The organism is Paenibacillus sp. FSL R5-0473, assembly GCF_038004565.1.
GTDB classification, from domain to species: Bacteria; Bacillota; Bacilli; order Paenibacillales; family Paenibacillaceae; genus Paenibacillus; species Paenibacillus amylolyticus.
This window is the reverse complement of the sequence record NZ_JBBORL010000001.1, coordinates 4,650,148-4,670,731: the sequence shown is the minus strand read 5'-3', so window position 1 is coordinate 4,670,731 and position 20,584 is coordinate 4,650,148. Positions and strand designations below refer to the sequence as shown.

Annotated in this window: 20 protein-coding genes; 12 read left to right on the top strand and 8 right to left on the bottom strand. The window is 44.9% G+C overall.

Translation table 11 applies throughout. The features are described 5' to 3' along the window. Positions 1 to 262 precede the first annotated feature (262 nt). The 7 genes from MKY28_RS20580 (at position 263) to MKY28_RS20550 (ending at position 5,245) form a co-directional block, all read left to right on the top strand. On the top strand, positions 263 to 622 hold the full coding sequence (locus MKY28_RS20580; RefSeq protein WP_315937999.1) for a PadR family transcriptional regulator: 360 nt from the start codon (positions 263 to 265) through the stop codon (positions 620 to 622). Continuing rightward, positions 619 to 1,314 (top strand): permease prefix domain 1-containing protein, encoded by a 696-nt coding sequence (locus tag MKY28_RS20575; protein WP_340936832.1) that lies wholly within the window; start codon positions 619 to 621, stop codon positions 1,312 to 1,314. Before MKY28_RS20580 ends, MKY28_RS20575 begins: the two co-directional genes overlap by 4 nt. Beyond that, entirely contained in the window at positions 1,311 to 1,868 is a 558-nt protein-coding gene (locus MKY28_RS20570) for a DUF4825 domain-containing protein (protein ID WP_340936831.1), read from the top strand. Before MKY28_RS20575 ends, MKY28_RS20570 begins: the two co-directional genes overlap by 4 nt. A gap of 132 nt (positions 1,869 to 2,000) precedes the next feature. Beyond that, positions 2,001 to 2,771, top strand: coding sequence for an amino acid ABC transporter substrate-binding protein (locus MKY28_RS20565; protein ID WP_340936830.1), 771 nt, complete (start codon positions 2,001 to 2,003; stop codon positions 2,769 to 2,771). Positions 2,772 to 2,883: 112 nt separating this feature from the next. After that, positions 2,884 to 3,543 (top strand): amino acid ABC transporter permease, encoded by a 660-nt coding sequence (locus tag MKY28_RS20560; protein WP_340936829.1) that lies wholly within the window; start codon positions 2,884 to 2,886, stop codon positions 3,541 to 3,543. Between the two features lie 33 nt (positions 3,544 to 3,576). Beyond that, the gene (locus tag MKY28_RS20555; protein ID WP_340936828.1) at positions 3,577 to 4,332 is read left to right on the top strand and encodes an amino acid ABC transporter ATP-binding protein; all 756 of its coding nucleotides are present in this window, start codon (positions 3,577 to 3,579) and stop codon (positions 4,330 to 4,332) included. A gap of 571 nt (positions 4,333 to 4,903) precedes the next feature. Next, positions 4,904 to 5,245 carry a DUF4190 domain-containing protein gene (locus MKY28_RS20550; RefSeq protein WP_237176756.1) on the top strand — a complete coding sequence of 114 codons (342 nt, stop codon included), beginning with the start codon at positions 4,904 to 4,906 and terminating at the stop codon, positions 5,243 to 5,245. A 128-nt stretch (positions 5,246 to 5,373) separates the two neighbouring features. Here the strand turns inward: MKY28_RS20550 and MKY28_RS20545 are convergent, their stop codons facing one another. From MKY28_RS20545 to MKY28_RS20535, 3 genes are all read right to left on the bottom strand, one after another. After that, positions 5,374 to 7,560, bottom strand: a complete 2,187-nt coding sequence (locus MKY28_RS20545) for a YhgE/Pip domain-containing protein (RefSeq protein ID WP_340936827.1) — start codon at positions 7,558 to 7,560, stop codon at positions 5,374 to 5,376. 77 nt (positions 7,561 to 7,637) lie between these two features. After that, on the bottom strand, positions 7,638 to 8,216 hold the full coding sequence (locus tag MKY28_RS20540; protein WP_076319414.1) for a TetR/AcrR family transcriptional regulator: 579 nt from the start codon (positions 8,214 to 8,216) through the stop codon (positions 7,638 to 7,640). 314 nt (positions 8,217 to 8,530) lie between these two features. Beyond that, positions 8,531 to 9,019, bottom strand: coding sequence for a hypothetical protein (locus MKY28_RS20535; RefSeq protein WP_076319415.1), 489 nt, complete (start codon positions 9,017 to 9,019; stop codon positions 8,531 to 8,533). Between the two features lie 185 nt (positions 9,020 to 9,204). On the opposite strand from MKY28_RS20535, the gene MKY28_RS20530 reads away from it, so the two are divergent. Then, entirely contained in the window at positions 9,205 to 9,717 is a 513-nt protein-coding gene (locus tag MKY28_RS20530; protein ID WP_076253360.1) for a hypothetical protein, read from the top strand. 131 nt (positions 9,718 to 9,848) lie between these two features. Here the strand turns inward: MKY28_RS20530 and MKY28_RS20525 are convergent, their stop codons facing one another. Continuing rightward, on the bottom strand, positions 9,849 to 11,585 hold the full coding sequence (locus MKY28_RS20525; RefSeq protein WP_076329480.1) for a methyl-accepting chemotaxis protein: 1,737 nt from the start codon (positions 11,583 to 11,585) through the stop codon (positions 9,849 to 9,851). A gap of 459 nt (positions 11,586 to 12,044) precedes the next feature. Between MKY28_RS20525 and MKY28_RS20520 the strand changes: the two genes are divergently transcribed. Beyond that, positions 12,045 to 14,027, top strand: coding sequence for a CotH kinase family protein (locus tag MKY28_RS20520; protein WP_340936826.1), 1,983 nt, complete (start codon positions 12,045 to 12,047; stop codon positions 14,025 to 14,027). A 92-nt stretch (positions 14,028 to 14,119) separates the two neighbouring features. Here MKY28_RS20520 and MKY28_RS20515 read toward each other — a convergent pair whose 3' ends face one another. Together MKY28_RS20515 and MKY28_RS20510 are read right to left on the bottom strand one after the other, a co-directional pair. Further along, positions 14,120 to 15,046, bottom strand: a complete 927-nt coding sequence (locus MKY28_RS20515; RefSeq protein ID WP_340936824.1) for an NADP-dependent oxidoreductase — start codon at positions 15,044 to 15,046, stop codon at positions 14,120 to 14,122. Positions 15,047 to 15,090: 44 nt separating this feature from the next. Continuing rightward, positions 15,091 to 15,591: a MarR family winged helix-turn-helix transcriptional regulator gene (locus MKY28_RS20510; RefSeq protein WP_235431522.1), complete on the bottom strand. Its 501-nt coding sequence runs from the start codon at positions 15,589 to 15,591 to the stop codon at positions 15,091 to 15,093. A gap of 517 nt (positions 15,592 to 16,108) precedes the next feature. Between MKY28_RS20510 and MKY28_RS20505 the strand changes: the two genes are divergently transcribed. Further along, positions 16,109 to 17,788 carry a methyl-accepting chemotaxis protein gene (locus tag MKY28_RS20505; protein WP_340936823.1) on the top strand — a complete coding sequence of 560 codons (1,680 nt, stop codon included), beginning with the start codon at positions 16,109 to 16,111 and terminating at the stop codon, positions 17,786 to 17,788. A 35-nt stretch (positions 17,789 to 17,823) separates the two neighbouring features. After that, positions 17,824 to 18,468 (top strand): Vat family streptogramin A O-acetyltransferase, encoded by a 645-nt coding sequence (locus tag MKY28_RS20500; RefSeq protein WP_340936822.1) that lies wholly within the window; start codon positions 17,824 to 17,826, stop codon positions 18,466 to 18,468. A 324-nt stretch (positions 18,469 to 18,792) separates the two neighbouring features. Here MKY28_RS20500 and MKY28_RS20495 read toward each other — a convergent pair whose 3' ends face one another. Together MKY28_RS20495 and MKY28_RS20490 are read right to left on the bottom strand one after the other, a co-directional pair. Next, a complete protein-coding gene (locus MKY28_RS20495) occupies positions 18,793 to 19,065 on the bottom strand; it encodes an HU family DNA-binding protein (RefSeq protein WP_036606368.1) in 273 nt (90 codons plus the stop codon). A 99-nt stretch (positions 19,066 to 19,164) separates the two neighbouring features. After that, positions 19,165 to 19,365 (bottom strand): cold-shock protein, encoded by a 201-nt coding sequence (locus MKY28_RS20490; RefSeq protein ID WP_017690333.1) that lies wholly within the window; start codon positions 19,363 to 19,365, stop codon positions 19,165 to 19,167. A 168-nt stretch (positions 19,366 to 19,533) separates the two neighbouring features. On the opposite strand from MKY28_RS20490, the gene MKY28_RS20485 reads away from it, so the two are divergent. Then, a complete protein-coding gene (locus tag MKY28_RS20485; protein ID WP_340936820.1) occupies positions 19,534 to 20,436 on the top strand; it encodes a tyrosine-type recombinase/integrase in 903 nt (300 codons plus the stop codon). Positions 20,437 to 20,584: the final 148 nt, after the last annotated feature.

Below are 20,584 nucleotides of genomic sequence, written 5' to 3'. Positions count from 1 at the left end.
TCGCAAAGAGTTGAGGGTGAGGCAGTTTTGTTTGTACCATGACTTGGAGTAGGATTACAGCCGGATAATATAAGCAAAGTTGAAAGAAATAACAATGGGGTCAATGTTCTTATCGGATTGAAGAATTTTATTTGCAAGAGAGGAATGTTGCTAGTGTTACTCTTGCGATGTATATTTACCATGTGATACATATTACCTTTACAGACATAGTAATGTGTCTTATAGTATACACAGGACGGAAGAAAGTCGGTGAAACTCGTAGATGGATGTGCAAGTGATTAACAGTGATCTGATTCGGGGCAATATTGACCCCATCATTCTGAGTGTACTTATACCCGCAGATAACTATGGCTACAGCATTATTAAGGAGATCTATCGTAAGAGCGGAGAGCAGTTTGAATTGAAGGAACCTACGCTTTATTCCAGTTTGAAGAGGCTGGAGAAGAGTGGATATGTGGAGTCCTACTGGGGGGAAGAGACACAGGGAGGACGACGCAAATATTACCGAATTACAGTGCAAGGCCTCGAAGCCTATAGAGAGCAGGTTCAAGCTTGGCAGGCAGCCAAGGCACTGATTGATTGTATGATTGTCACTGGAGAAAAAGGAGATGAAGACCTATGAGATTGGATGCTCGCATCACCCGTCATGTGAATCGTCTGTTCGCTCACGCACCAGATACATTGGACAATCGAGAATTAAAAGAAGAGATTCACAGCAATCTCGCTGCGCGGATTGACGATTATATCTCGCAGGGGATGAGTGAAGAGAAGGCGTTCCAGACCGCCATCCAGCACATCGCTGGTATGGATGAAGTGATGAGTGACCATCGAAGGGTACAACGTGTTCCTTACTGGACAGCGCTGTTGCAGTCTGCTCTAATTTATAGCCTCATAGCCTGGATCATTACCATTCCAATGAGAGTGCTGATGCAAGGCTCCGCCATAAACAACCTGCTTATGATCGTGAGTCTCATAGTTGGTGGCATGTATGTATTGTATCTGTTGATCAACAAGTCGAATGATTCTGCAACTTCCGTGAAAACCACGGTTATTCGAATCCCTGCATTAGTGCAGTGGAATCGCAGAATATGGTGGTTGTGGGCGGCATTAATACTCGTACTATGGGGGACGCAGGCAGCGTTGCGATTCGGAAGCAACATCTGGTTTAATCGACCCATTCAGGTGGATGGACCCTACCAGTTTGCTGTGATCGTCATTGCCTTTGCCATCCCATTACTGAGTGTTATCATTCCTTTGGTAGTGCATCGGGCGTATCGGATCGTTAGCAAGTATGAAGTGAGTGATGTGTTATGAGAATTAGAAACATATGGATTATAACACTTGTTGTGTTGGGCATCATTGGCTTAGTGATTGTTGAAGGCTTCGTTAATCCGAAGATCGAGGCGAAACAGGCTCAGTACGAGGAAGAGCAGCAGAATCCGCTGACACATGATTTTGCCGCTTTAGCCAAATATCGCAGTCCCTACATGGGTGATCATTCAAACCTTAGTCATCTGAATCAGGCTTTACCTTTATGTGAAAGATTGAATGGTTACCAACTGTACCCCGAGACGTTCACGGTCCAAGTGAATTATAGTTTGGATACGCGTGAGATGGATGCAGAGGAACTTGAGCGGATACTCGTATATAATGCGGTTGCGAACTTTGTTATGATCGATAATCTGGAGCAGATCGTCTACCAGTTTGAGAATACCAGCCATACCTTACGTCGTGAATCTGCCCAACAATGGACAGGTACGGAATTAAAGGAGCTTCAGAACCCGGAGCTATGGAATTCGACTGTACGCGAGAAGCTGGTGGAACCGGCACAAGTGAAAGAGGTTTTTTCACAGATTGTTGACAATTAAGCTGCATGAAATAGAAGGAAATAGGCAAGAGACTCGACTCTTCTCCCATGCTATGTTATTATAAATCTCTGATAACGTGGTAACGAACTAAAGCGTTTGGGTTTTGGTTATAGACATGGAGGGGTTCGAGAGATGAGAAAAAAAGCGATTCTACTATTATTCATTAGTATATGTGTATTGATTGTGGCTGGTTGTTCCAGTTCCGCAAGCAAAGACGATAACACGATTGTTGTAGGAATTGATGATAAGTTTGCTCCAATGGGTTTCCGGGACGAGCAGAATGAAATTGTTGGTTTTGATATTGATTACGCAAGAGCTGCAGCGGAGAAAATGGGTAAAGAAATCACATTCCAGCCAATCGACTGGTCTTCCAAAGAATCAGAGCTGAACAGTGGCCGGATCGATATCATCTGGAACGGGTACACCATTACGGATGAGCGTAAAGAGAAAGTGCTCTTTACGAAGCCGTATCTGGAAAACAGTCAGGTAGCTATTACCTTGGCAGACTCGCCAATCACAAAGCTGGATGAACTCGATGGTAAAAATGTGGGATTGCAGGCACTATCCTCCGCGGCAGATGCACTAGCAGCAAGTCCACTGAAGGATAAAGTGAAAGCTTCTGAATTTAAGGATAACGTGCTTGCACTGACGGATCTGAAGACAAAACGTCTGGATGCGGTCATCATTGATGAAGTGGTAGCGAGATACTACATGTCCAAAGAAGAGGGAACATTCAAACTGCTGGATGAATCTCTTGCACCGGAACAATATGGCATTGGTATCAAAAAAGGCAATGAAGAGCTTCTGAATCAGCTGCAAAAAGCGTTGGATGAGCTGAATGCAGACGGAACAGCGGCTAAAATCTCCACCCAATGGTTGGGTGAAGATAAGGTTTTGAAATAGGCAGGTTACACACCTGATATATAGTTAGAAACAAAACGGACCCCGTATTCCATGCTGGAGCGATTTATGCCCCAGAGGAATGCGGGGTTAACAGATTAGAGGAGACAAAACAATGAGTTGGGATTATCTATCGACCATTTTAAAACCGATGCTAGAGGGTGCGCAGACCACCATTTTTATGTTCTTGCTAGCGATCGTGTTATCTGTACCGCTTGGATTTGCGGTCACGCTTGCGATGAGAAGCCAGATTAAACTGCTGGCGTGGATTGCCCATACGTATGTATACGTGATGCGAGGAACACCGCTACTGCTCCAAATTCTATTCTTCTGCTTCGGTTTACCGTTGCTTCCGGTGATTGGAGAGTATCTGGTGTTTGATCGTTTTGTTGCAGCGGGGATTGCATTCATCCTAAACTATGCGGCGTACTTCGCTGAAATCTTCAGGGGCGGACTGCTTTCCATTGATAAGGGGCAACATGAAGCAGCGAAGGTCCTTGGATTGACAAAGTGGCAGACGATGACCAAAGTCATTATTCCTCAGATGATTCGTGTAGTATTGCCTGCAACGGCCAATGAGTCCATTACGCTCATCAAGGATACGGCACTGCTCTATGCCGTGGCTGTACCTGAGCTGTTGTATTACGCCCAAGCGGCGGTAAATCGCGATTTGCAGCTGATCCCTTTCTTTGTGGCAGCGATTATGTATCTGCTCATGACACTCGTACTCACCGTGCTGTTCAAGGCACTGGAGAAGCGGTTTTCATTTGAATAAATTAAATCTGATTAATCAAAGGACTGTCTGCATATGACACATATAATAGAAGTAAATCAGTTGAGAAAATCATTCGGTGCACTTGATGTACTGAAACAGGTATCCTTCAACGTGGAACCAGGCGAAGTGATTGCCGTGATCGGGCCTTCGGGTTCGGGGAAAAGTACGATGCTGCGCAGCCTGATTCATCTGGAGGATATTTCGGGCGGAACGATTCGCATTCAGGACCAGACGTTGGTTGATAATGGCCGTTACGCGGGTGCCGCAGATATTCGCAAGATGACGGATCGTATGGGTATGGTGTTCCAGCATTTCAACTTGTTCCCGCACCTGACTGTACAAGATAATCTGGAACTTGCACCGAAGACTTTGAAAAAAGAAAGTTCAAGCGTCATCAGGCATCGCAGTCTTGAATTACTTGGAAAAGTAGGGTTGTCGGACAAGGCCGATGTCTACCCTGGTAATCTGTCCGGTGGACAGAAACAGCGTGTAGCTATTGCCCGCGCACTGATGATGCAACCGGACATCCTCCTGTTTGATGAGCCGACATCGGCACTCGATCCGGAGCTGACAGGGGAAGTGTTACGTGTCATCAAACAACTGGCACAGGAAAACATGACGATGATGATTGTCACGCATGAGATGGGCTTCGCCCGTGACGTTGCGGATCGTGTATTTTTCATGGATAACGGGGAGATTGCCGAGGCAGGTCCACCAGAACAGATCTTCGGCAATCCGAGGCTTGCACGTACCCGGACGTTTTTACAGCGGGTGAAAGTGGAAGGATAGAAGGTATTCCAAATCTAAGAAATGTCAAAAGGACGCAATCCTATGAGTAATAAGGGATTGCGTTCTTTTTGCTTTTTAAAATAATAGCTTATGTCCAAAGGTATATGTTCCAGATAATCAATACCAGGGTCAACACGATATAAGTTACTACATTCCAACGTGTTCGAATTCGATAAGTGGTGTAACTCATGATTCCAAACAAAACAATACTAAAACATAGTACAGCTACATTATTTCGATAAAGAGCAATAGGTAGAAGCATCACAATCATAAGTATGTTCATTACTTTATCGATTTTCATCTGAGTTAATCCCCCAATGTAATCTAGAAAAGTACTACCATAATAATATCTATATGTTAGAGGTATTCTTGATTTGTATCATCACACGGATAAACAGTTCTTAAATTCATATCCTTGAAGTACAATCTATAAGCTTATGAATTTAGATATTTGACCGGATGATGGGGATAAAATAAATCTAAAAGCAATTCATAATTAACATAATATGGATATTATTTTTCCTAATAATCGATTATAATGAACATACTTAAAGAACAGGGAGGATTTACCTTGGAACATCACGAAAATGATGTAGATCGTTATTATAACGACACATTGCCACCACCGCCTTATGTAGTACCAAAGACCAATAGCAAGTCGATTGTATCACTAGTTTTGGGGATTCTGTCCGTCACGATTCCTTACGTGGGAATTTTAATCGGAATCGTCGCGATTATATTTGCATCTTTAGCCTTCAAAGAGATCAGAGTTCGCATGGAGCAAGGCAGAGGATTGGCCATTGCTGGACTTGTTTGTGGAATCATCGGTACAGCGATGTATGTATTACTTATTTTGCTCGTGCTATTGTTTAGTTTCGCTATCTCAAGTTCTGAAATTTACTCTACATACTAGAAATATGAAGTTAGCAAACTTAGATTTTATCTCAAACTAAAAAAGCAAAGGCGTATTTTAACTCACACCTCTTGTTGTCCAGAAGAGGGTGGGGCTTAGGTACATGCCTTTGCTTTTTATTTTACTTTTTACAGGTGAAGTGAGACTTCACTGCTGACGTTTGCGTTCTCCGTGGTATGAGTCATCAGGAAATACGTTAAGGTTCCTCCCAGGCCAATCACGGCGAAGATGCACAGAATACCAATCTGATCCCAAGCCACACCGAACTGTCCACTTGAGATAACTGCTTTATAACCTGTTACCGAATAGGTCATAGGCAGCCATGGATTAAACACTTTCAGCCAATTTGGAATCAGTTCGAGCGGGAAGGTGCCTGCGCTGGTGGTGAGCTGGAAGATCAGCATCAGAATCGCGAGGAATCGTCCCGGATTCTCCAGCCAAGTCACCAGTGCCTGAATGATGTACATGAAGCTTAGACTGGTAACAAAGCTGAACAAGAGGAACAATGGAACGCTCTGAACATCCAGACCCAAGCCGTATAAGACCAGCCATGAAGCAAGCAGGGACTGCGCTGCACTCATGAGTGTGAAAGCCAGCGTTTTACTCACAAAACGATTCCAGCCACTTGCTTGGCTAACTGTGCTGCCACGTGTGGGTACAACCAGTGTGGCAATCAATGCGCCGACAAATAGCCCGAGTGACAGGAAGTATGGCGAGAATCCTGTACCGTAGTTAGGTACCTCATTATATTTATGTTCATCGACCTGAACAGGCTCTGCATACATGGTTACCAGCTCATCCGTCTTTTTCACACTGCCCGTCTGCTCAGCCGCTTCATTCAACTTGGTGGCAAGTTCACCAGAGCCATCTGTTAACTTAAGCGTACCTTCTTTTAATTGACCAGCACCGTTATCGAGCTTATGTGAGCCATCTGCAAGGGTTGAGATGCCGTCTGAGAACTGGCTTACACCCGCAACCAACTTGCCTGCACCAGCATTCAATTGACCTGAACCATCCGCAAGTTTGGCTCCTCCAGCGGTTGCTTCGGATAATTTGGAATTGAACTGTTGTAGACCAGTCGCAAGCTTTTCTTGTCCGGCGGATAACTGCGCAGCTCCTTGTACCAGTTGTTGTTGACCCTGTACCAACTGACTGCTGCCTTGATGCAGTTGCTGTTGTGCAGCGTACAGGTTTTGACTGCCTGCAACCAATTGCTGCCCGCCCTGATACACCTGTTCGCTGCCCGTAGCTACGGCTTGGCTGGCTGCCAGGAGTTGCTGCACAGCAGGACTTGCGGCAAGTTCCGGACTCGCTTCGGCTAATTGGGCAAGACCTTGCGCAACCGCTTTGGCACCCTCGCTAACTTTGCCACTGCCCTCAACAGAACTTTGCAGCCCAGCAGTCAGCTTTGCACTGCCTTCCTCGGAAGCCGCCAGTCCTGCATCCAGCTTAGCTGTGCCTTCCTGAACAGATTGAAGGCCAGCCTGTAACTGTTTTCCACCCGCTTCAGCCTGCAATGCACCGTTACCAAGCTTCGTGCCTGCTGCCGCCAATTGGGACAATCCATTGGACAGGGCACTCGCGCCAGTATGAAGATCATCTGTGCCTTGGGCGAGAGTGGACGTACCTTCTTTTAATGTAACTACGCCCGTTTCGAGCTTATCGGTTCCTGCGGCCAGTTTGGACAGGTTCTCTTTTAATGTAGCAGCACCCTTATCCAGCGTGATCGCACCATCATGAATCTGACCTGCTCCATCCCCGGCATCTGCCAAACCACCAGAGATTTCTTCGACCTGATCCAATAGCGTTTCAGTGTACGATTCTGTGACTTTGGCAGCGACTTTGGAACGAATTTGTTTGACCGCCGTGCCGCCAATCTGACCCGCGAGGAAGTTATATCCTTCATTGGGTTCATAGATCAGGTCTGCCGGCTCAGGGTGCTCATCCATCAGGGTTGTTGCTTTGGTGGAAAAGTCCTCCGGAATCACAATCGTCATATAATACGTGTTGTCTTGCATACCTTGTTCTGCTTGTTCACGAGTCACGAATTGCCAGTCGAAATCATCACTTTTTTTCAATTCATCGACCAGATTCTGACCGACCTCGAGTGATTTGTCATTGTAGACTGCACCCTGATCCGTGTTGACCACGGCTACAGGTAATTCATTCATTTTGCCATAGGGGTCCCAGAATGCGTTCAGGAACAGGCCACTATACAGCACCGGAATGAACAGTACAACGAGAATCGGAATAAATACTTTTGGTTTTTTAAAGGCGGACTTCAGATCCTGCCCAAACACGTGGAATGATTTCATCATGTTCTCTCCCTATCCATACGCTAATCCGTTTGTTCTATCTCTATTATGTGTTGAAACTAGGGGCATACCTTTCTCTAGATGGGGGATAAGCCACTCTTGAGAAAGAGGGCCACAAAATCCTTGATCTGATCCTTATGCAGCGTAGGATGCGTTTTGTTCCAATCCGAGGTTAATGTGACATACAGCTTCAACAGGACAAAAGAAACCAGCTTGGGATCGTCTCTGCGAATCTGCTCTAATTCCATGGCACGGCTCACCTGACGCTCCAGATATTCAAGAATGGCTGTCTCCACTTTCTGCAAACCTTCCTTGGCCTGTGGCGTACCGAACTCGTTGACCTCCTGAAAGAGTTTGATCAACAGCTCATGTTCCTCCCGATACTCCAGCAAAGAATCCATACTCATATGCACGTTATCCAGAAAGGAGTTCTCTTCCTTCACCGTCTGCTCTGTAATCTGTCTCATATCCGCAATGATTGAGCGCAGAATCTCGCTAAACAGTTCTTCTTTATTATTGAAAAAAGTATAGATCGTTCCCTTGCCCACATTGGCAAGTCTCGCAACCTGCTCCATCGTAGTGGCTTTGTAGCCAAACAAGGCAAAGGATTTCTCGGCAGAATCCATCACCTGTTGCCTTCGATCTATCGTTTTCATCGCATATACACCTCCTTGTAGGTTGAAAGGATAATGGTAAGGTAAGTCCTGTATTGACTATTTTACTATTATGGTCAGTTGGTCGTTAACAACTGTAGCACTTGAACAGGGGAGATGGATGTGATCATTGTCATGGTATGAATGGGGGATGGTAAGCGGGTCAAGAGGGCAAGGGATTATTTCTCAAAATAAATTGTTAAAAATAAAAGGCATGTGTGATAACCATATTATTGGTCATCACACATGCCTTGGTGGACATACAGATATGTTAGATGTCTTGTGATCTTTAATGTTCACGGCTCAAATAGGATGGATTAATCGTGTATTCCTCCACCTGTGTTAGTGGCCCAGACAGGATACCATCCTTTAGCTATATTCTTTGTATTATAGAGAACTAGATTTCCATCATTTTGCATGATTAGCAGGTCGCCCACAAGATTTTCAGGTACATTTCCCGGGCCATACCACGCATTGGCCCATGCCTGATTGTCGGATGTCCAGTAGGGAGTATTGCTATAGTCCGTCAATTTCAGTCTTCCGTTATATTGATCTATAACAAGCATAACAACTCTGCGTTCCTTGAGATTGGTGCTCCAAATCAAAGTTTTTTTCTTAACATTTCTCAACTCAACGTCACCTTGCACATTGAAATTGAATAAATATCTAGAATTGTCTGATAATAACCTTGTTGTAAAGGTCATGTTCTCAGAAACCGTAAGTCTTTCTTGGAACGCAAATGTTGTTGAGGAAAAAGGGAGAAGTAGTAGGAACATAGCTAAACTGAGCAAAAATGTCTTTTTCATGATATCCTCTTTTCTGGTTTTATTTGCTAAATGTAGAGTAACTATATCATAGTAAAGTTTTAAAATATATCATTATTTCCATAAATAAAAATAAATTGAATTTATAGAAATTGAAACTTTCAACTCTTACCCTGCGTCCAAAATCTAAGAGCCAAATTATATATTAGAATGAGAGGAGGTCTACCTTGAAATATTTCTCCTACATCCTGATGATGTGTCTTGTCCTACTCGGTTGTTCCGATTCATCATTGGAAAGCAACGATACAGCAGACCGGATTCAAAGAGAGGGACAGACGATGACGGCAACCAGACAATTGGGTGATTATGAACTCCGATTAAGTGTCCAACAATCTGGTGATCACGACTTCACTTTTCAACCGGGAATAAGGTATAGAGGACAAGATGTCAACCACGAGATTTTCCATTCGAAACAGCTTTTTGATATCGATCTGCAAATGGATGGCAAGACGCTTCTCCCGCCGAGGTCGAGTACCAGTGAAGAATTGGTAACGAAATTAACGAAAGATAGCTGGTATTCAGAAAAAGTTGAAATAACCCTTACACCGGAGCAGGTTCAATATATATCGAATAGTGAGGCCGATCTTATTCTTAATGCTGGATTTCGATCCGAACAATCCGGCTACAATGATGAGAAAAAGATGATGATAAGAGCAGAAGAAATATTGTCTGTTAAATGATACCGGGAAGTATAGAACTAGAACCTACCCACCTACCCTGGTAACAACAAAAAACCAAGGCTTTGAGTGTAGTCACTCATGAACCTTGGTTTTTACTGTGTCGTATTCTTGTTATCTATATCCTATTAATTCTATTCTGCACGTACTTTAAAGAATGAGATCAGTTCTTGCAGTTGTTCGGATACAACCGAGAGCTCATCGGAGGCACTCACAATGGCTGCCATGGAGGCTTCCTGCTCATCAATTGACTGCTCAATTTGTTTACTGCTGCTTGCTGCCTTGCTGACATTGGCAGACAGTTCATCGGCCGTGGCAGACATTTCCTGTGTGCTTGCCGAGATTTCTTCAGTAGAACTGGAGATATCCTGAATCTGGTTTGCAACTTTATTCGTAGCAGTCAGAATATTCTCGAAGAATACACCAGTCTCTTGGGTAACTTCCAAGCCTTTGGTAACTTCCTTGGAACCCAACTGCATCGCTTCGGAAGACTGCATGATGTCCCGTTGAATTTCTTCAATTAACTGTCGAATTTGCTTCGCTGATTCCTGAGATTGCTCTGCCAAATTACGTACCTCACCTGCAACCACGGCAAAACCTCTTCCTTCTTCACCTGCGCGGGCTGCCTCGATTGAAGCGTTAAGTGCAAGCAAGTTGGTTTGTCCAGCAATCTCCGTAATCACGTTAACAATGTTGCTAATCTGGTTCGAGTTATTCTCCAAAGACTGAATCGAGTTTGACGTATTTTGCACTGCACCGGAGATCAGGCGCATCTGCTCAATGACTTGTTGCATCACCACATTACCTGTGCTGGAGCGCTGCTCCATGCTGAGTGCTTCATCTGCCACATCGGCTGAGCTGCTGGCGATCGTCTGCACTACCGTTGACATCTCTGTCATGGCGCGTGCGTTCTCCACAGTGGCTTTGTCTTGTGACACCAGTCCAGTAGATATTTCTCGAATATTGGTGCTGATGGATTGAATGTTCACATTATTTTTCTCGGAAATGCCCAGTAGTTGTTTGGAAGATTCCGAGAGGTGATGTGAAGCATTCTGTACTTTATAGATGGTTGTATTGAAGCGATGGATCATCGCATTAAACTTCTCGTTGATGATACCCAGATCATCTCGCCCGGTATCGATGGTTACGTCCAGATTACCCGTGCTGACTTCTTCGATCCCTTTCATCAGATTGCGGATCGGAAGCAACGTTCTTTTCAGCAAAATGAATTGCAACACCATGAACAGGATCAGGAAACCGATCAGGAACATCAAACCGTACGTAAGCAGTTTATTCAGGCCTTTTGGAACGGCACTTGCATCTACATCGAAGTAAAGAGCAGCATACATGGAGCCGTCTGCATTATTAATCGGATAGATCAGAGTGGTCCAGGTTCCGTACTCATCCGTGTAGAAATCACTGAAGGCAGGTTTTCCGTCCTTTTTCATCTGTTCCAGCACTACGACGTTATTCTGAGGCAACGGGTACATGGCACCTGCGGGCAGGTTACCTTCCTCGAATGGTTCCAACAGGTTCGTTGGAATCGCGATGATGGACGTTCCGTTTCCTTGCTCAAGTTCTGAACCAAAAATGTACGCTTGCGCGATGTTTGGATAGAATTCATGGATGGAATCGAGATAAGCTTTCATTTCCAGCTGTACAGGACCGGAGTAGCTTTTTTCCTTAGCCGCTTCTGCCACTTTGGCAGTGTCGAGATCATCGTACCATTTCTGGGTAATGACGGTAGCCTGGTCGTGCAACTGTTCAACCAAGATATTTTTTTGCAATTGATACGCGGCAGTAATCAGGATTACACCGATCAACATGATGCTGCCGAATGAAATCACCAAATTTTTGATAAAGAAAGGCATGGTACTCCAGCGAAGCTTATTAAACAAGATGGTTCACTCCTTCTACGATTGTGACGAAGGACTTACCCTGGGTGTTGTACACGCTATGTAATTGTTGACTTAAAAACTGTGAAATCGTCCCTTAATATCCTGTCTGATCAAATTCTCTTTTGTTTCTAAAAGCTTTTCGTAATGGGTTTTGCTATTCACGTATATGAACTCCAGGTAAGTTCTACTCTTCAGATATATCGTTATATAGGCATATTAATATTAGATATTTGCAACAAAATAGGACTTATGAACCGGTTCCAAGGTTATAATTGCGCTTTTTTTCATTATATTTCTTGTATATCCATGAAAATTTCATAGTGATACATATCATTTTTGATCGCGTTTAAGATTCACTAAAGGTTCGTCCCCTACCATGGTTACATAAGCCTCAGTTGCTTAACAGAGAAACCAAGAAGGAGGATTCATCATTTGAATATTTTATTACGCAAAGCTGCAGTAATGGCATTGTCCGTGACGATGGTAACGACATCTTTTGGTCTGATTGCAAGTCCGAATGCGGCATTTGCAGCAGAGAGTACAGCGACAACCACGAGTGCAGGTGTGACGCAAGCTTATGAATCGTTGTTCCAGACGGATAACGTTATTGATGTGAATGTAACGATTGATGATGCAGACTGGAAGAGCATGCTCGAAAGTCCGCTGGATAAGGATTATAAGAATGTTAGTGTGGAAGTGGACGGCAACAAGCTGGACAATGTCGGTTTCTCCACCAAGGGCAATCTGACCCTGAAAGCTGTAGCCTCAATGGAAGATTCGGACCGTTACAGCTTCAGACTGAAGTTTGATAAATACGACAAAACACAAACCCTACTTGGACTGGACAAAATGGTACTGAACAATAACTACGCCGATCCATCGTATATGCGTGAGGTACTTCACTACGAAGCACTGCGGAGCATTGGCATGGATGTACCGATGACGAACTATGTTAATCTGTACGTTAACGGCGAGCTTGTTGGTTTCTATACTGGCGTTGAAGCGGTGGATGATAGCTATCTGGAGCGCAACTACGGTGAGGATTACGAAGAAGGTGTCCTCTATGATACGGATGAGAAGACTTATCTTCAATATGAAGAGGACAGTGACTACAGTACAATCACCAAAGATTTGGGTACGGATAAGGACAAAGCCAAACTCAAAACCTTCATCCAAACGCTTAACGAGATGCCAGAAGGTGAAAAAGGTGATATTGAAAGTGTACTGGACGTGGATTCAGCGCTTCAATATATTGCAGGCAACATGGTTTTTGGCAACTATGACAGCTATAACGGCGACAAAGGACACAACTACATGCTTTACAGTGATGCCGCGGGCAAGTTCACCGTTGTTCCTTGGGACTTCAACATGTCCTTCAACGGGTACTCGGGTGGAGGTGGACGTGGCACAACAACCGGATCAACCACGACCAACACCAACGCAACGAACGTATCTGTGGACGAGCCGGTACTGGGCATTAACATGGAAAATGTACCGATGATTAACAACCTGCTTGCTGTGCCAGAGTATAAGGAAAAATATTTGAGCTACGTCAATGAACTGACGGACTACATTGAAGGCATTCAGGATCGTATCACTGGCCTTGCCGATGAGATTCGTCCTTATGTGGAAGCAGATCCCACGAAATTTTATACGACAGAACAGTTCGAATCCAACATCGCTTATTCTGCAAATGCAGACGCAGCAGGTGGTATGGGCGGTACACCACCAGAAGGATTTGAAGGCATGGAAGGTATGACGCCGCCTGCAGGTTTCGAAGGAATGACACCTCCAGATGGAACAACACCTCCAACTCAGCCGGGTACTGCAACTGGAAACGGTACAACAGATGCAACAACGGGTACAGATAATACGCAGACACGCCCTGGTGGTAACTTTGGCGGTGGGGGCGGAGGCATGGGCTCCATGGCAGCTGGGTCACTGACGACATTTGCACTGAACCGTCTTGCGAATCTGCAAGAGCAACTTGGACGTGAAGTAACGTCTTTGCCTGAGACTTCGGAAGAGACAGGTTCGAACACTTCATCCGGAACAACTGACAAAACCATTACCGTAACACTCGATGGTAAATTGATCACATTCCCGGATCAGGACCCGCTGCTGCAAAGTGGCCGAGTGATGGTACCTGTGAACGCAATTCTCGAAGCACTAGGTGCAGAAGTGACTTGGGACAAAACGGCGAAGTCGGTAACAGCTGTTCTGAATGACCAGACCCTTGTGCTCAAGATCGGAAGCAGCACCGCAACCGTAAATGGAGAGACACTTGAAATTGATGCACCAGCGATCATTCAAAACAGTCGCACACTCGTGCCTGTACGCTTCATCTCAGAAGGTCTGGGACTTACCGTGGACTGGGATCAAACCGCTGCACAAGTAAGCCTTACATCCAAATAAGAAAATATTACCTGCAGATCACCGTTGTTGTATGGAGAATAAGAAAGGGATTCGATGGTCAGATCGAATCCCTTTTTGTTCTTATTGTCAGGTTAGACGGAGCGAATATCCAGCAAAATCCGGCCTCGTCCATGTCTAGCCTCACTTTTGGCATGCGCTTGATTCGCTTCACTTAAAGGGAAGATGGAATCAATCTCTGAGCGGAGGGAACCGTTAGCGATTAGCTGAGCGATTGTGTACAGATCCTCTGATGTCGGGAATTTGGAATTAAACTTGGCTGTAACGCCATACTGCGCTGCTTTTTCGGCAGAAGGCAGTTGAGTTAACGATACCAGGTTGCCCCCAGGTTTCAGAACACCCCATGAGCGATCTTCGATCTCTCCACCGACCGATTCAACAACCAGATCTACATTGCTTACCAGCTCTTCAAACAAGGTTGTCTTGTAATCAATCACTTGATCGGCACCCAATGAAGTAACAAAATCAACATTGGCACCAGACGCGGTAGCAATAACATGAGCGCCTTTCCATTTTGCCAGTTGCACTGCGAATTGTCCGACACCGCCCGCAGCAGCGTGGATCAGAACGGTTTGCCCAGCTTCCAACTCACCTTCGGTGAACAGTGCTTTCCATGCCGCTTCAGCTCCGCCTTTAATGGTCGCAGCATCCTCAAAACTCAGGTTGTCTGGCATATGCACCAAATCCGTAGCAGGAGCCATACCATACTCGGCATAACTTCCGTTCACATTACCAAAAACGCGATCTCCCGGCTTGAAGGTATCGACGCCTTCTCCCACGGATTCAACGATGCCTGACATGGCCGTTCCGGGTGTATAAGGCAGCTCTTTGACAAACACGTCCTGCAACCAGCCGTTACGAATCTTCCAGTCCAGTGGAATGGCTCCAGCATACTGAATGCGTACCAGAACTTCGCCGGCAGCTGGCTGGGGCTTATGGACTTCCTGTTCGAACTGTAATGTATCGGGTCCTCCGTATTGATGAATCTGAATAGCTTTCATTTTAGATGTATGCATTGTGCACACGCTCCATTCGTTAAGCAAATTTAGGATAGGGATGAATCAATCTGTGCAGCAATTTTCTGTGAAAGAGATAACAGTAAGTTCTTTTCTTCCTCGGAGAGGCCAGCTGTGGTGATCTGCTCCACTTGGCGCCAGGCGTTATTCACTTGATCCTCCAGTGCGCGTCCGGCTTCTGTTAGGGATACAATGGTCACCCGTCCATCTGTTTTGGACCGACTCCGAGTAACGAGACCGGCATCTTCCAGACGGCGAACAGACTTGGCTACGGTTGAGTGGTCCAGGCGAAGGGTGCGACCCAATGAGTTTTGGGATTGATGGTCTTGTGCATATAACTGCATCAGCATAATCTCTTGACCGGGAAAAAGCCCGGTATCCCGAATCAACTGCGCAGCAAGACCCTTGTGGGAGCGTGCCAGAGCAAAAATGCTAAAGCTGATGGGATACTGCGCTACTGCACTGAATTCCTCATTATTTAATTCCTGGAGATTATCAGGCTTTTTGAAATCATCTTTGGCTGTCATCATGTACCTCAACTTTCTTAATTGTGTTGTCGGCAACATAAATATAACACTTGAATATGTGGTTGGCAACATAAATTGAACTAAACACTTCTACATGAAACGTAGAGGACAGAAAGAACCTGAAGAAGCGGAACGTTCGCCTAAAAGCTTTCTGAGCAAGCTGCATCGGAAGCATATGTTATCCCCGGATCTACCCCTTTATAAAAGGAATCGAAAAATCTGGGGATAACAGCGATCGGAAGGTTGTTCTGTCATCGGAGTATCAGGTATATATTCTTTAGTTCAACTTATACAGCTCCTCTAAATTTCCAGACAGCAGAACATTCTTACATGATTACGGATAATGCGTAAAATATTAGATTTTTAATTTCGATTACTGTGATAAAAGTCACTGAAATATTATAAATATTGTGATCACTCCTACCGATAAGACTATAGTGATATTCGAAACGGAATCGAAATTGGCTTGAATATCCCCACAATTACATAGGGAAAAGGGTGGCTCACACACATGCGAAGCATGAGCATCGGTACCAAAATCAGTTTGATCGTTATCAGTATATTTATCGTCTTCTCTTCAGCCGTGGCGGTAAGTGTAATCCTGGAGATGAAGCAGGGGATCACGACATTTGCTACAGAGAAGGCAAAGCGAGATTTGGAGATGGCGAATAGTATCATTACATATAAGCATCCAGGAGATTGGGCCATTAAGGATGGACAATTATTCAAGGGAGATACCGCGCTGGAAGGCAACTTTGAACTGGTGGATGAGATTGGAGAAGCTTCTGGGGACACAGTGACGATCTTCCGAGGTGACGAACGTGTCGCAACAAATGTCATGGTGGACGGAAAACGTGCTGTTGGCACGAAGGTATCTGACGAGGTCGCTCAGACTGTTTTGCAGCAAGGGGAAAAATACTTCGGTGAAGCCGTGGTTGTGGGCCAGAAATATCAGACGGCCTATGAACCAATCAAGAACGCATCCGGAGAGATTATCGGAATTTTCTATGTTGGCGCTTCTCAATCGTTAATTGATGTGATTATCTCCTCGTTCCTCAAGACATTCCTGATTGTATTCCTGCTTGCAATGTTGGTCGCAATTACCCTGATCCTGTTGTACGTTCGCAGGGTGAGAGTAAGAATCGAACGGGTATCCGTAGCGATTAAACGTGCGGGTACGGGCGATTTCACACAGCCAGTTGTGGACAACGTCCAAGACGAGATTGGCATGCTGGGCATGGGATACAATGAGATGAGAAGTAATCTCCAGGTCATCATTCAAGGAGGACTTCAAGCTGCGGAGAAAGCAGAGCAATCGACTGGGCTGCTACTGAAGATTGCGGACCAAACGTCCAAAGAATCGGCGCAGATTGCATCCTCCGTTGAACAAGTCGCACAAGGAGCCGAGAGTCAGACAATTAGTACAGAAGAAAATCTGCAGGCCATGGAAGAAGTGGCGATAGCCGTACAACGCATGGCGGACAAGGCCTCCAGCATCTCGGATTCTGCTTTGTATTCACGCAAACAGGCTGAAACCGGAGGTGAAGCGGTGCAACTTACCGTTCAGCAGATGTCTACCATTGAATCTTCCGTTACCACAACGGATGAAGTCATTCGTATGCTGGAAGGGAAGTCGGCACAGATTAGCCAGATGGTTTCCGCCATTCATGAGATTGCAAATCAAACGAATCTGCTTGCCCTCAATGCATCCATTGAAGCAGCAAGAGCAGGGGAGCATGGCAGAGGATTTGCCGTCGTATCTACCGAGGTTCGTAAACTGGCTGAACAAGCCGGAGACTCTTCAGATCGTATTGAAGAACTGGTCGAAGCCATGGAACAAGATATGCAGCAATCGCTATCGGCCATGTCTAGAGTGAAGGACGAAGTACAGGAAGGACTGCGCTTGACCCGGGAAACGGAGCAAAACTTCAGCCTGATCCGGGATACAAACCTACGTATTGCTACAGAGATTGAGGACATGGCTGCGACAAGTGAAGAGATGTCCGCAGGCGTGGAACAGATCGTAGCTTCTGTGCATGAGATCGCTCGCCATGCGCAAACGGCTAGTACCAATTCACAACAGGCTGCCGATTCTGTCCATGAACAGCTCAAGTCGGTAGAGCAGATCAAGGCATCTGCGGCTATTTTGTCCGATGTGTCGACAGAGCTGCAGACCTCACTTAGTCCGTTTAAGATTTAAGATCTGTTACAATAGGGAAAAGGAGGGACTACAATATGGCCCCTGATAAAACAAAACTTTTCCCGAATGAGAATATCCGTACGGTATGTTACATTCAAAACCTGCCGCCGCGTTCCAACGTGGACATCGGTGATTATACGTATTATAGTGACAACACAAATCCGCCAGAGCAATTCTATGACCGGATACAGCATCATTATGACTTTATTGGTGATCGCCTGGTCATTGGCAATTTCTGTGCAATTGCGGAAGGTGTGACATTCATTATGAATGGCGCGAATCATCGGATGGAGGGTATGACCACGTATCCGTTCAACATCTTTGGTGGAGGATGGGAGCGTGTGACACCTACACTGGAACAACTTCCATATAAGGGTGACACGGTACTGGGGAACGATGTATGGCTTGGACAAAATGTAACGATCATGCCTGGTATCACGATTGGAGACGGGGCAATCGTTGCCTCCAATTCAACCGTTGTTAAGGACATTGAACCCTATACGATTGTTGGTGGTAATCCAGCCAAGACTGTTAAAAAGCGTTTTGACGAAGAGACGATTGCACTGCTACTGGAATTGAAGTGGTGGGATCAGGATGAGGAATGGCTGGATACGCATTTGGAACGTCTTGTCTCTACATATGAGCTACAGATCTTGCGCGAACTTCTGAACAGCAAATAGGATGGTTGTGCATAAAAGACAAAAAAAGCTGGTTCCTGACAGAGCCGGCTTCCAAGCAAATCAGGCCCTGGACCGTTTTGAGCGGATCAGGGCCTCTTGTTGTCCAAGATGAAATGTTAATTTAACGGGTGGGTGGTCGTAGGGTACAATCAGACTTTGTTGATGGGGGCTTCAAATGAGTGTGATTTTCTGTATGATCCGAGTTTGTCTGTTTGCCTGAATAAAAGTTAATGATATCATCAACGGTAGTAAACACGACATTTAAATCCATATTATCATTGTGTGTTTGAATAAAAACCTCTTTTCAATAAGTTGTTGCGTTGTTTAATTTAAAGCTTCTTTCATGCTTAAGCCTGCTGTGAATACAGGAACTTTACCTGCAGGTAGTTGAATTTCTTTGCCTGTTTTCCGACTTCTTCCCGTTCTTGCCTCACGCTTCTGCACTTCAAATTTCCCGAATCCGACCAGTTGAACTTCTTTGCCTTCTTTGAGAGCTTCGAGAATCGAATCCAATACAACGGTTACAGCTTTTTCAGCATTCTTCTTGGAGAAACCGCCAGCCTTGGCTACTTCTGTGATCAATTGTTCTTTATCCATGGGGAATACCTCGCTTTCATTCTTGGGATGTGGAAACTTTGCTGTGACACATATGTGTAAATAAAAAGCTGCCTTATTAATAAGGCAGCTTTCATATAATTAAAGTTTAGTAACGTTCTCAGCTTGTGGTCCACGGTTACCTTGAGTTACTTCAAATTGAACGCGTTGACCTTCGTCCAAAGATTTGTAACCTTCACCTTGAATTGCACTGAAATGAACGAATACATCTGTTCCTTCTTCAGTTTCGATAAAGCCGAATCCTTTATCCGCGTTGAACCATTTCACTGTACCTGTTTGCATGTGATTCCTCCAAAAAATAAGTTTTTAGCCGATCATTATGACGAGTATAATTTAAAATTGACACTCACCTGGTGCATTTAAACCACGAACTTGATGTCCGCTAATGTATCGATTAATATGATAATACCATGTCCGCTAATATAAGTCAAGATTTGGAGGTATTTTCTAATGAATCAGTCATCAGGGGTTTCGGTGCAGCGGGAACCGACAGTAGAGGAATTCATACATATGCTTGCTAAAGAGGGAGAATTGCATCCCAAAACCGTGAAGGAATATACAAGTGATCTGAAGCACTTTATCGAATGGTACAAGGAAAGCACCATGCTCAGCGAAGAGTTTTCACTGCGAATTGAAGATGTGGATACATCCACTTTAGTCAGTTATCGTGAAGATGCTCACAAAGTTATGTTATTGAAACCAGCCACCATTAACCGGAGATTGATTACGCTGAAGCGTTTTTTCAAATGGGCTGTCTTGGAATCCAGGCTCAGTCATGACCCTTCCAAACCATTAAAATTCATTCCAGAAGACAAAGTAAGTCCACGCCGAATGAGATTGGAAGAAGAGCAGGCATTCCTTGCGGCAGTGGAGTATGGTAATTCCCTTCGTGATCAAACGATCCTGACCCTTATGTTTCACACAGGCTTGCGAACGATGGAGGTATGCAACCTCAAACCTCATGATATCGAACTTGGTAGACGAAGCGGTCACCTGACAGTGAGCGCCGATAAACGCAACGTGCAACGTAAGATCCCTTTGAATATACAGTGTGTTGTCATGTTGAATCAGTACTTATCTGATCTTGCTACCGATGGTGCTTACCTTTTTCCTTCAGAGAAGACAAATGATCGTTTAACGGAGAGAGCACTGCGCCACCTGATTAAAAAAGTAATGATAACAGCAGGGCTGGAAGGACTGAGTTCACACGACCTGCGTCATCGTTTTGGCTACGCCATGGCTGAGCATACGCCACTGCACCGTTTGGCCGAGATAATGGGACACACCAACCCAGATACAACAATGATTTATTTTAAAGCATTAAGTACGAATCATCGTAAAGAACAAGAATGAAGTCTGAATTATAGTCAGAATGAAAACACCTCTTATTAGAAGTACTTCGAAATTTCCCGTGTTTGTATTACTTTAACCTACCTTTAGCATTCATATACGATCCTTCACATTTCACTTAGGCACTGCCCGACAGGGTTGCCTTACCTCC